General features: G+C 59.2%; 11 protein-coding genes. 5 read left to right on the plus strand and 6 right to left on the minus strand.

The window, feature by feature from the left end; all coding sequences use genetic code 11:
• A partial coding sequence (locus tag IH881_18690; protein MCH7869728.1) for a GMC family oxidoreductase N-terminal domain-containing protein occupies window positions 1–292 on the minus strand: 292 nt, incomplete at its 3' end.
• Between the two features lie 322 nt (window positions 293–614).
• Here IH881_18690 and IH881_18695 point away from each other — a divergent pair.
• Window positions 615–1,679 (plus strand): hypothetical protein, encoded by a 1,065-nt coding sequence (locus tag IH881_18695; protein ID MCH7869729.1) that lies wholly within the window; start codon window positions 615–617, stop codon window positions 1,677–1,679.
• Window positions 1,680–1,689: 10 nt separating this feature from the next.
• Entirely contained in the window at window positions 1,690–2,757 is a 1,068-nt protein-coding gene (locus IH881_18700; protein ID MCH7869730.1) for a tetratricopeptide repeat protein, read from the plus strand.
• 126 nt (window positions 2,758–2,883) lie between these two features.
• Here IH881_18700 and IH881_18705 read toward each other — a convergent pair whose 3' ends face one another.
• Window positions 2,884–3,261, minus strand: coding sequence for a response regulator (locus tag IH881_18705; GenBank protein MCH7869731.1), 378 nt, complete (start codon window positions 3,259–3,261; stop codon window positions 2,884–2,886).
• A gap of 288 nt (window positions 3,262–3,549) precedes the next feature.
• Between IH881_18705 and IH881_18710 the strand changes: the two genes are divergently transcribed.
• On the plus strand, window positions 3,550–4,161 hold the full coding sequence (locus IH881_18710; GenBank protein ID MCH7869732.1) for a PEP-CTERM sorting domain-containing protein: 612 nt from the start codon (window positions 3,550–3,552) through the stop codon (window positions 4,159–4,161).
• Window positions 4,162–4,452: 291 nt separating this feature from the next.
• Window positions 4,453–5,688 carry a Glu/Leu/Phe/Val dehydrogenase gene (locus IH881_18715; protein ID MCH7869733.1) on the plus strand — a complete coding sequence of 412 codons (1,236 nt, stop codon included), beginning with the start codon at window positions 4,453–4,455 and terminating at the stop codon, window positions 5,686–5,688.
• Window positions 5,689–5,725: 37 nt separating this feature from the next.
• Here the strand turns inward: IH881_18715 and IH881_18720 are convergent, their stop codons facing one another.
• Together IH881_18720 and IH881_18725 are read right to left on the minus strand one after the other, a co-directional pair.
• Window positions 5,726–6,943, minus strand: a complete 1,218-nt coding sequence (locus IH881_18720) for an agmatine deiminase family protein (protein ID MCH7869734.1) — start codon at window positions 6,941–6,943, stop codon at window positions 5,726–5,728.
• A 122-nt stretch (window positions 6,944–7,065) separates the two neighbouring features.
• Window positions 7,066–8,223, minus strand: coding sequence for an MFS transporter (locus tag IH881_18725; protein ID MCH7869735.1), 1,158 nt, complete (start codon window positions 8,221–8,223; stop codon window positions 7,066–7,068).
• A gap of 170 nt (window positions 8,224–8,393) precedes the next feature.
• On the opposite strand from IH881_18725, the gene IH881_18730 reads away from it, so the two are divergent.
• A complete protein-coding gene (locus IH881_18730) occupies window positions 8,394–9,377 on the plus strand; it encodes an agmatine deiminase family protein (protein MCH7869736.1) in 984 nt (327 codons plus the stop codon).
• A 30-nt stretch (window positions 9,378–9,407) separates the two neighbouring features.
• Here the strand turns inward: IH881_18730 and IH881_18735 are convergent, their stop codons facing one another.
• Both IH881_18735 and IH881_18740 read right to left on the minus strand, forming a co-directional pair.
• Window positions 9,408–10,082, minus strand: coding sequence for a hypothetical protein (locus tag IH881_18735; protein MCH7869737.1), 675 nt, complete (start codon window positions 10,080–10,082; stop codon window positions 9,408–9,410).
• A 253-nt stretch (window positions 10,083–10,335) separates the two neighbouring features.
• Entirely contained in the window at window positions 10,336–10,788 is a 453-nt protein-coding gene (locus IH881_18740) for a hypothetical protein (protein ID MCH7869738.1), read from the minus strand.
• Window positions 10,789–11,237: the final 449 nt, after the last annotated feature.

The following is an 11,237-nucleotide window of genomic DNA, read 5'->3' on the forward strand; positions in this document are numbered from 1 at the left end:
AAGCCATGTAGTTGATCCCCGACGATCCGCCCAGCATCTTGCCCCTGGGTACAGGCATTCTGCGATCGATCAACCCAAGGCCAGCCTTGCCCGGATCAGCCGTGTACATCCAATCGGTTTCGGGATCGAGTTGCAGGTCCCCGCAAGCAACGGGCATCAACTCGTGCTCCGGCGGTCGACCGCCGGCTTCCACCAATGCAACGTGACAGGTAGGGTCTTCGCTCAGCCGTGCCGCGACAACGGCTCCGGCGGATCCGCCGCCTACAACAATGAAATCGAATTCCTGGGACACGGGCCGCTTCCGTCCATGGGGGCAATTACTTGATCCTTCACATCCGTGACTGATCAAAGCGTCTTAACTAGTAGTCTAAAAGTAAATGAATGACAGCGTGTGCCGCGACACGGTCTACCGAGAAGCCCCGCCCCCCCCCCACCACTTTCACCACCCGGAAGAACTCGATTCCGACCCGAGTTTCTCTTTTGTTGCCGGTAGGTTGCACCCTTGTTCCCCTGCTCCCCCCCCTACCTCCTGCGCGGCATCGAGGCTAAAATCTCGACGCGATGGGCATATCCATCGATTCCTTGCAGGAGAGCAGTCAGACCCTTCCGTTGCCATGGCCCAAACGAGCGAACAGCCCCAGTCCGGATATCTCTCCGGACCCATCACAGACTCGATCTTCTTGATCGGATCGCCGCTGCTGGCGGTGCTGGTTTTTCTGGGGTTCAGCTCGGTCCCGATTCTCAACCACCCACTGGACACGGTTGATTCGGTCCTGAGCAAAACGACTCTGACCGATTCGTTCATCCACGTGATCATCTTTGGTCACTTGTTCATCGTCTTCTTCCGCACCCACGCCAACCCCGACATCTTTCGGTTGCACAAGTACCGCTTCACCCTGGTACCGCTGGCGCTGTTCATGCTGACCTACCTCTCACAGATCGCCCTGGCAGCGGTGGCTGTGCTGGCGATTTGGTGGGATGTCTATCACTCGGCCCTGCAGACGTTCGGGATCGGCCGCATCTACGACATGAAGCGGGGCAATGCCCCGCTGGTCGGTCGGCGCCTGGACTATTGGCTGAACTTGATCATCTACGTGGGCCCCGTTCTCGGCGGAACCACACTGATGCTGCACTTGGCCGGCGCCGACCCGATTCTTCAGAACAGCCCCTCGGTCGCTCAGGCCTTTTTTACCTGGCGCCCAGACGACGCCACCCGCAGCATGATGTCATGGGCGACCGTGTTGATCGGCATCCCCTTCTGTCTCTTCTACGTGGGAGCGTATTGGCGACTGGCTCAGCGCGGCTACCAGGTCTCCTACCAAAAGGTCGCACTGCTGACGATCCTGGCAGTGGTGTCCATCATCTGCTGGGGGTTCAGCCCGCTGGGTAGCGGCTACTTCGTCATGAACTTCTTCCACGCCATCCAGTACTTCTTCATCGTATGGTTCATTGAGAAGAAGAACATCACCTCTTTGTTTGGCGTGGGTAAACTGCCGGCGGGGTCATTTGTGGCTCTGGCGCTATTTATGTTCGTCGCCATGGGTTACGGCGTCTGGACCACCGTGCCAGTTTTGCAGTTGGACAAACACACGATGTTGTGTGTGATGATTGTCGTCTCCATCATGCACTTCTGGTACGACGGCTTCGTCTGGTCGGTGCGCAAGGGACAGGTCAAGTAGCGGTTCCAGCATGAGCAACGGACAAAATCAGCGACGTCTCTGGAAGTCCTTGGTTGGCTCGAGCCTCGCCGTCGTGCTTGGAACTGCACCGCTGATTGCAATGATGCTCTGGGGCGTCCACGAACTCGGCGATCTGAGGACCGAGCAAATTCAGGGACACGACCTCTTCGCCCAGGCTCTACGTTCCTACATGGAAGAGGATACCGACGCGGCGATCCGCACTTGTCGCGAGGCACTGGCCGTCGACGAGGCGTCCGCGGAGACGCACACGCTGTTAGGCATGGCTCTGGTCCGCAAGCAGGACCCAACGACTGCCCTGACGCACTTTCTGCGGGCCCTGGAGATTGACCCCCAATACAGCAAGGCGCACCAGAACGTGGGCATGCTGCTGCAATCGCAAAGTCAAAACGACCGCGCCATCCATCACTACCGCGAAGCACTGAAGGCTGGCGACTGGAACAACCATGAAGTGCTGAACAACCTCGCGATGCTGGTGCAAGGCGACGAGGCCATCGGGTTGTATGAGATGGCAATTCGGATTTCACCGGAGTTCTTTTACGGTCACTTCAATCTGGCCAATGCGCTGATACGAAAGGGGCAGGTCGACAGAGCCCTGGTCCACTTCCGAGAGGCCGCCCGCATTCAGCCGCGCTCCGAGGAAGCCCAGCGGGCGCTGGGCGCTTCACTTTCGCGGAGCGGACAAGTGCGTGAAGCGCTGCCTCACTTGAGAAACGCTCTCCAGCTGAACCCGGACCGCGTGGACGCTTTACTCCCGCTATCCTGGGCACTGGCCACGCATCCCGACCATCAAGTCCGCAAAACCGCAGAGGCAATCACACACGCAGAACATGCGATTCAGCTGGTGGGCCCCAACAACCCGCGCGCTCAGGATGTCCTGGCTGCGGCCTATGCTTCCGCCGGGAAGTTCGATGAAGCCGTCCGAGCGGCACAGCGAGCCGTAGAACTGACACAGCGGGCCGGCGCCACACCGTTGGCGGCCATGATCCAGCAGCGGCTCAGCCTCTATGAACAAGGCCAGCCCTACCGCGAACCCGGAGCCCGACCGGCGGGACAGTGACCCACCCGGTGAGAGAAGGCGCCGCGAAGCTCGCTCGCTGGAATTCCCCAATCCCTGGACTACCCGATTTTTCTGCTTTCCTGGGAGGTTTGCAGAGCCAACTCCTCTTTCGTCTCCTCGAGGAGCCTAGTGCGCGTCTGCCTCGCCCAGGACGCGCTCGACTTCGCTGACCAATTTGGCGGCATCGATCGGCTTGAGAACCCAATCCGTTGCGCCAATCGTCATCGCTTTCTTCCGAGTCTCTTCACCGGGATCAACGCCGACGACAAGAACCGGCAGCGACTTTAGTTTGTCGACCCGACGAATTGCGCGAATCAGGGAAATGCCGTCCATGTTGGGCATGTTGATGTCGGTGAGCACCAGGTCGAAGCCTTCTTTCATCAACTTGGAGAGGGCTTCGATCCCATCGCAAGCCTGAGGCACGTCATTGCCCGCCTCGCCAAGTGCTCGGACCCAAAGGTTCCGCATTGTGCGGGAATCCTCGACCAGTAGGATTTTTGCCATTTGTACTCTCTAGTCATTTGCGTGAGAGACCTCATATCGGCAGGGCAGCGTCCCGAGCTAAGCCGAAGCACGTGACTAAACCCCGGCAGCTGGCCCGAATTACCTGGATGCCAAATTCTATAGGTGTTTCGCGGGTTTGTATTTTTAATTGCAGATGCGTTGCGTGCTGCTGAACCGATCGAGTGTGAGAGGGTGGCGATTCGCCTCAACTCTACCGTGTGTCGGGCCGAAAAGACTTTGAGAACCACAACTTACTCGCGTTGGATGCGCAACACGGAGAATTTCAGCATGTTGAGTTCGATTCAGTCCCTTCTTCGGTTCTCGTTCCTGACCACGGCCGTCGCGCTCGTACTCGCGCTGCCGGCAGCAGCGACTCCCCTGCTCTTCAACGGCACGTTCGACGATCCGACAAACCCAGATACCACGCCCGACACCTTTACCATCACGAATGATCTGACGTCCGGCGCCGCAATCACATCGCTCGTAATCGATCTCTCCACCGCCTTCTTTTCGACCGTAGACTTCGACATCGCCAATTTCGATTTCGCTGTGGTCGACGACGCGGGATACACGGGCCACGTGCTCACGGGCACATCGGTGCTCACGATCAACTTCGCACCCGCCAACTTCATCGCGGGTGAGGTCTTCGCCTTCACCATCGACGTGGACGACAACAACGGCCGCGTGGAAGGAGTCAATATTGCCGACTCGACCGTGACAGCCATTTACGAGGGCTTCGGCTCACTTCCCGTGGTGGCGGTCATGGGCGCCAGCGGTGGAAACAGCGCGAGCTGGAGCGGCGCTGTCGTGGCGCCGGAACCCGGCACCCTTTCGATGCTCTCGTTCGGGCTGATCGGACTGGCCTGGAACCGGAAGCGCGAGCGCCGCCGCCAGATCTGATCGGGCGCAGCCCAAACGCCCCATGCTCTTGAATGCCCCGCCAACAGGTGTTTCTACCCTTCGACTCGTCCTGGGGTGAAGGGCTCGCGGAGGGAGCGTTTTCCAGCCCCGAAGATTCCGAGCAGCACTTCCCCATCAAATCCCGTCAGTTATAGTCTCGCCTCGATTCGCGCCGTCTCCGCCAAACGGCGTCGATGAAAGAAGGGAGATCTTTTGGACGAACATCATATCGACGAGACGAGGTTGGCGCGCATCGAGCAGTCGGGCCGCACACTCGAGTGGGACACGCCGATGTACAGGCTCGCGGTCGACCAACTGGACCGCACTGCGGAAATGATGGGCCTCGACCCGAATATCTGGGAACGACTGCGGACACCGCAGCGAGCCTACGTCGTCTCCTTTCCCTTCCGGCGCGACGATTACCACACTGTCGAAACCGTGTTCGGCTATCGCGTTCAGCATCTCCTCACGATGGGTCCGACAAAAGGTGGGGTTCGCTACGACCCGGACGTCAGTCTGGGCGAAGTGACTGCGCTCGCCATGTGGATGTCGTGGAAGTGCGCGTTGATGAATCTCCCCTTTGGCGGAGCCAAGGGCGGCGTTCGCATCGACACGCACGGTCTTTCGAGCAACGAACTCCAACGCATCACCCGCCGTTACACGTCGGAGATCATCGAAGTGATCGGCCCGGACCGGGACATCCTGGCCCCCGATCTCGGTACCGATCAGCAGGTGATGGCGTGGATCATGGACACCTATTCGCAACAGGTGGGGCATTCGGTGCCCGGTGTCGTGACGGGCAAGCCCATCGAGATCGGCGGCTCCTACGGCCGCAAGGAGGCCACCGGACGCGGCGTCGTGACCTGCGCCAAGGCGGCCCGAGAAGTCGCAGGGCTCTCGCTGCAGGGCGCTACGGTGGTGGTCCAGGGCTATGGAGAGGTCGGCGGAACCGTCGCCCGGTTGATGGCGGACCTGGGTGCCCTTGTCGTGGCCGTGTCGAGCATCAGCGGAGGTATTTACAATCCCAAAGGACTCGATCTCAACACGGTGGACGCCTGGCTGAAAGACCATTCGGGATTCGAGGACTACCCGGATGCGGAGTTCGTCAGCAACCAGGAACTGCTGGAACTCCCCTGCGATATCCTGGTCCCCGCGGCAATCCAGAACCAGCTGACCAAGGCGAACGCGGCCAAGCTGAATTGCAAAATGGTCGTCGAAGGCGCAAACGGCCCGACTACGACCGAAGCCGACGACATCCTCGCGGACCGGGGCATCGTGGTCGTTCCCGATATTCTTTCGAACGCCGGGGGCGTCACCGTCTCCTACTTCGAGTGGGTTCAGGGTCTGCAGCAGTTCTTCTGGAGCGAAGAAGAGGTAAATCGCCGGCTGATCGAACTGATGTTGTCCGCCTACCGCGACGTCCAGGCTTTGTCAGAAAAGAAGAACATGACGCTGCGGGCAGCCGCCTTGATGCGGGGAATCGAGCGAATCAAGGAAGCCAAGCGACGCCGGGGCGTATTTCCCTGATCGTCTCCCGGTTTGCCCGGGCCGTGCGGAGCGGAGTTCAAGCTCGGTGTTGGATTCGGCGCCGCTGGACGGAGAAGAGTCCGCCCGAGAAAACAAGCAGGAAGGCCAGTACGACCAGGCTACTTTTGCTGGCAGAGGGTACGCCCGGGGGCGCCACAACCAGAGCAGGTTGGTCGTTGGTATGGCAGTGCACTCCTCCGCCGGCGACCCAGGAGTCGAGCATCTCGATCACGTAGACATCGCGGTTCGGGAACCATTGCTCGAGTTGTGCTTTGGCCGCATTGTCGCTGGCGGGGTTGTCGAAACCCACCAGGATTACCCAGCCATTGCCCACGCCCCAGTTCATGTAGTCCGCGTCGAAGGTAACCCCTTGATGGGATATGGCGGCTTGAAAATCCATCCGCAGAACCTCGAACCCGGCCGATTGCGCGGCAAGGGCCGTTGCGTCGTAGACCTGATCGTCGGAGTCGCCCGGCTGGCAGTGTGAGTTGAGCGTACAGTTGGCGACCACGACGCGGTTGGCATCGATGAACCGGGCGATTCCGTCGATATGTCCGCCGGTGAGATCACCGGAGATCGGTCCATCGGCCCAGATGACCTTTTGCACGCCGAAATAATTCATCAAGTCGACTTCGGCTGCGGCCTTGTTCGCGTAGCCGTTACCGCGATTCGGATTGCCAATCACATTCCAATTCAACATCACGGTATCGACACCGTTGAATTCGAGATTGCCACGCTCGTGAACAATGTTGACCGCATCCACTGGCATGCCGAGATAGGCGCCTACTTCCGTAGGCACGGCATCGTCGTCCGCGTAGGGAAACTCGCCGAACGCGCCTCCCCAGGCGTCGAAGATCCAATCCTGGATACGCATCTCGCCGTCTTCCACCACGTACACCGGTCCGTTGTCGCGCATCCACGCATTTTCGTTGGAAATGGCTTGCCAGATGATGTTCGGGTGATCGGGATCACCCCCCGCGGCCGTGATGGCATTGCGCGCCTTGTTCCGAATGGAATTTGTGTCGTAGAGAATGTGGAGAGGTTGGTACTGGACCACGACGTTTGAAATCTCTGCAAAGGCGGGTTCGTAGGTCTTCTCGAAAGGGCCGGGCCATTGCAACCAGAGTGCTTCTTGAAGCTCCCACTCGGCGGGCACGCGCCGGGTTTGGGCCGCTGCGATCGCTGCAACGGAGAAGGATCCGAGCAGCAAGAGAGTCGCCAGCCCAAACACCAATCCACGTTTAAACCGGCTCATGTCAGTACTTCCTCACGCTGCGTTTTATGCCGGAGTGGAAATGCATAGCACTCGGTGCATGGCGTTGGGTCGGGGTGCAGCGAGGGTGAGGATAGGAAGCAGAAGCTTTGCCTGCGGTTGGATCAGCTCTCTGCCTGCTTGTCGCGTCGGATCTGCCGCACGCACACCGTCAGGAATGCGACGCACAAGACCACACCGACCGCGGGCATTCCGTCCGGGCCGAGCAGCGTAATCGCGCTTCCCGAAAGCGCGGGACCCGCCGCCGAGCCGATGCCCCAGAAGAATATGAAGCTGGTGTTGATGCCGATCAACTCGGCGCCGCGATACCTTTGCCCCATCATGGTCATGGCGACCACGTAAAAGGCACCGATGCTCGCACCCAGCGTCAGCATGACCGGCCACTTCAAGGCGGGATATTCAATCGCCAGCGGCAACATCGCCATGCTCAACAGCGTCAAGGCGCAACTCGCGGCGAGGATGTGAACGTGATCGTAATGATCCGCGAGCCAGCCGGATGGAAGCTGCCCGAGGATCGAGCCGATCACGAGCAGCAACAGGAGGAAGGTTGCCGATCCTTCGTCCAGTCCTTTCTCCAGGCCGTATACGGTCAGCAGCGATTCCACAGAACTGTTGATCAGCCCGAACATGAGTCCGGCCACCATCAGCGTCGTGGCCACGCGCAGGTAGTAGCGCAGACGAGCGCGAGGCTCGCCCTCGATCGCAGGCGTCGTGCCCCGGGCGGCAACCAGTGGCAGCAATCCGAACAGAACGACCGCGATTCCTATGTAGAGCACGGTCCAGTTTTCGCTGCCGAATGTCATGAGTGTCATCGGGCCGATCGCAAAACCGGCGAGCAGAAACATTCCATACGTGCCGATCAGTCGACCCCGGGTGTTGTCCCGGGCGAGTTGATTGATCCAGACATCGGTGGAGATGAACACGAGTTCTTCGCCGAAGCCCAGGGCAAAGCGGATCGGGAACCACGCCCAGACATTCGGAAACAGCGGCAGGAGAACGAGACAAGCCACCGTGATCGCAATGCCGATCGCGACCATCCGGACGATCCCGAAGGCGCCGATCAACCTTGGCGCAAAGGGAACCACCGCGAGCACGGCAAGCGTCTGGGCGGAGGCGCTCAAGCCGTTGAGCCACGGGGGAACGCCCTGGCGTTCGAGGACAATGGCCAGCAGCGGCCAGGTAATTCCCAGCGTGATGCTGACGGTCATGGTCGAAGCGATACAGGCGATGATGCTCCACAGGCGGGTTCTCTCATTCAACATTTCGGAGAGATTCCCCCGCCGCCGACCGCCGCGCCAGTGGAACTTTGGACCTGGGTCGATCTACACTCTCGTAACAAACGTATTCGCCGGCCGAACGGTAGATCGGATATTCGAAACCCATGCGCACCCAAGACCTGACGACCCAGACCCCGCTCGAAGCGGGGTTCCACATGCCTGCGGAGTGGGAACTGCACGAGCGTTGCTGGATGGCCTGGCCCCACAACGCGGAACTCTGGGGCGACACGCTCCCCGACACCCAGAAGGCATACGCGGAGGTCGCGCGGACGATCGCCTGCTTTGAGCCGGTCACGATGCTTGCGGCTCCCGAAGCGGCGCGCGAGGCGGGGAAGCTCTGCGGCGACACCGTTCAAATCCTGCCCCTCGAAATTGACGATGCCTGGATGCGCGACACCGGGCCCGCATTCCTGAACGCCGAAGACGGTTCGCACGCGGCGACCGCCTGGAGGTTCAACGCCTGGGGGGGCAAGTTCGAGCAGTTCGAGCAGGACGCGCGCATCGCAGAACGCGTGTGCGCAAATCAGGGCCTGCCGCTCTATCGCTCGTCTCTCCACTTCGAAGGGGGTGCTGTCCATGTCGATGGCGAGGGAACGATCTTGACCACCGAATCCTGCATCCTCAATGCGAACCGGAATCCGGGCCTGACCAAGCGCGAAGCCGAGCGCGAACTGTGTCACGCACTCGGCGCTTCGAAGGTGATCTGGCTGCCGGGGGAACTCGATCCGGGGGACGTCACCGACGGACACGTCGACGGCCTGGCTTGTTTTGCGCGCCCGGGGCTCATCTTGCTCGAAGCGCAGACCGACCCGTCATCGCCCCGTGCGAAGGTGTTGGAGGAAAACCGACGCGCGCTCCGCGGGGCAGTGGACGCAAAGGGCAGACCGCTCGAGATCGTCGAGATGGAAGACGCCTGGGAGGCCGAACCGGAAGGCGATGCCTTCTGCATTTCCTATATCAATTTTTACCTGGCCAACGGCGGCCTCGTGATGCCGCGCTACGGGATCCCCGGCGACGAACGCGCTCGGGTAATCCTCATGAAAGCCTTCCCGGGTCGTCGGATCGCGCAGATCGACATTCGCAATATCGCGATCGGAGGCGGGGGAATCCACTGCATCACTCAGCAGCAGCCGGCATGAATGCGTGCGTTCCGCGGTGGTTGCGGAGAGTTACTTGCGGTGGGAGCGACCGTTCACACCGAGCCCAATGAGGCCGAGCATCATGAGCACTGCTGTTCCTGGCTCCGGAAATACTATGTAGTCGCCACCGCTGACGGTGACAATATCCTCAGTGGTGCCGTTGCCGAAGAACCCGAGTGTCGGGTGAAGGTATGCGCCACCCTTAAAGGTGCCGATCGCATTTATGGTAATCGTAACGGTACCGACCATCGATGCGAGGCCGTCGCCAATCCTTGGGTCGCCGGCCTTAGTTTCAATGCCGAATGCGCCGAAGAGGCCTGCAACATTGTCGCCGAGGGCACCATTTACGACGCTTTCCCGACCGTCCATGCCCAGATCCACCTTGTCGTTATTGCCATAGTGCCATACCCATCCGGTCACGTTGTGGACAGCGCTGCCCCACCCGTTTCCTAAAGTGGCAGAGCCGTCCACGACATCCGGATTTAGCGTATCACCACTGAGGGTGAAGAGGACTGTCGTGTAGATCTGACCGTCATTGAGTTGGAGCGTGACCTCGAATTGGATCGTGTTACCGGCTACTAGATCACTTGCGGTGCCAGAAGCCGAGCTCGACGAAAGAAACGTATTCGTAATCGACGAGCCTGAACTGACCAGCGGCAGCGCCATGATGAGCGCGAAGGCGCTCAGAGCGAGTGCTTTGTTCATTGCTAGTTGAACTCCTGTTCTAATCATTGTCTTTCCCAGATTGGATTCAATTTCAATTGCTGCAAGTCTTGTTTCTTACTTAAACTTAAACTTTCGTCGCTTCAGTTCTGTGACCGATCTGCCTGAGCAGGATCTGAGCTACCAAACTAGCCGCTTTTTTTTCGATATCATGTAGTGGTCCTCGACCAGGGCCGAGCACCCACTTGAATAAAGATTAAATCAGTCCCTTGCGTCACTATTAACCTTATTACCCTTAAGGACAAACTCCAGTACCAATCGCTGCTGTGCAGTCAGCACACGTCCGTGATGAAGGCCCAGGATCTTGCAGCGCTCGGGCAAAGGTTTGGGCCAGGTCTGCGCCGCCGACCCCGCCGTCTTCGTTGACGTCAAACGCACCTAGTGCTTTGGGAACCCACGGTGCAGCTGCTAGTGTATTGGCGAAAACGGCCGCCAGATCGGGACCACCAATGCCGCAGTCGTTATTCACGTCTTCGTCACAGAGGTTGCCGTAGCCATCTTCGTCATCGTCCCGCTGCCCGGGGTTGGCGATCCCTGTGCAGTTGTCGGAAAGTGGCCCAGGATCATCGCAGATACCATCAGCGTCGGCATCTTCGAGACACGTAGTCGGTCCTGCACCAGAGACGAGCGCGAAAAGCAATGTCAGCAGTGCGACGCTCGAGAGTGCGATAATCGCTCGTAGTTCCATTTTGTTAGCTCTCCTATAAATCATATCGAATTCGACAGTAGCTCGATCCACTCACTAGACTCTATCTCGGCGGAATTGTAAAGCAATTTCTCGCTTCAGCTGCATTCTCCGGTACCGCGTCTATTAAGTTGACGAGAACTCCTACTCGTGTTTAGACCCTGCATTGGATCGCCTAGCGTCGTAAAATTCCTTTGGCTCTTTAATGTCTATCCCAGTTGAACCAGGCTCCGACTCAAGATTCGGTTCATGCCGTTACACCGTTGTTCTGTCTTTCCTGCTTTCCTGCTTTCCTGCTTTCCTGATTCGTTTTGTTCTGGTCTGTCGTTCGAATTCCCAAGCTCATTTCGATAGGGACGCGAGTCGCCCACATCACCCCGGAGGGTGCCTGTGAATCTGATCGAGAATAGTGCAAAGCTCATGCCACTGGCCTAATTATGCTTAAGTCGTTG

The sequence above is a fragment of the Myxococcales bacterium genome (assembly GCA_022563535.1).
Classification (GTDB): domain Bacteria; phylum Myxococcota_A; class UBA9160; order UBA9160; family UBA4427; genus DUBZ01.

Coding starts and splice junctions, on each gene's coding strand:
- IH881_18725 (MCH7869735.1), bottom strand. CDS start 8,223: ATGTTGAATGAGAGAACCCGCCTGTGGAGCATCATCGCCTGTATCGCT.
- IH881_18740 (MCH7869738.1), bottom strand. CDS start 10,788: ATGGAACTACGAGCGATTATCGCACTCTCGAGCGTCGCACTGCTGACA.
- IH881_18715 (MCH7869733.1), top strand. CDS start 4,453: ATGTACAGGCTCGCGGTCGACCAACTGGACCGCACTGCGGAAATGATG.
- IH881_18700 (MCH7869730.1), top strand. CDS start 1,690: ATGAGCAACGGACAAAATCAGCGACGTCTCTGGAAGTCCTTGGTTGGC.
- IH881_18705 (MCH7869731.1), bottom strand. CDS start 3,261: ATGGCAAAAATCCTACTGGTCGAGGATTCCCGCACAATGCGGAACCTT.
- IH881_18720 (MCH7869734.1), bottom strand. CDS start 6,943: ATGAGCCGGTTTAAACGTGGATTGGTGTTTGGGCTGGCGACTCTCTTG.
- IH881_18695 (MCH7869729.1), top strand. CDS start 615: ATGGCCCAAACGAGCGAACAGCCCCAGTCCGGATATCTCTCCGGACCC.
- IH881_18710 (MCH7869732.1), top strand. CDS start 3,550: ATGTTGAGTTCGATTCAGTCCCTTCTTCGGTTCTCGTTCCTGACCACG.
- IH881_18735 (MCH7869737.1), bottom strand. CDS start 10,082: ATGAACAAAGCACTCGCTCTGAGCGCCTTCGCGCTCATCATGGCGCTG.
- IH881_18730 (MCH7869736.1), top strand. CDS start 8,394: ATGCCTGCGGAGTGGGAACTGCACGAGCGTTGCTGGATGGCCTGGCCC.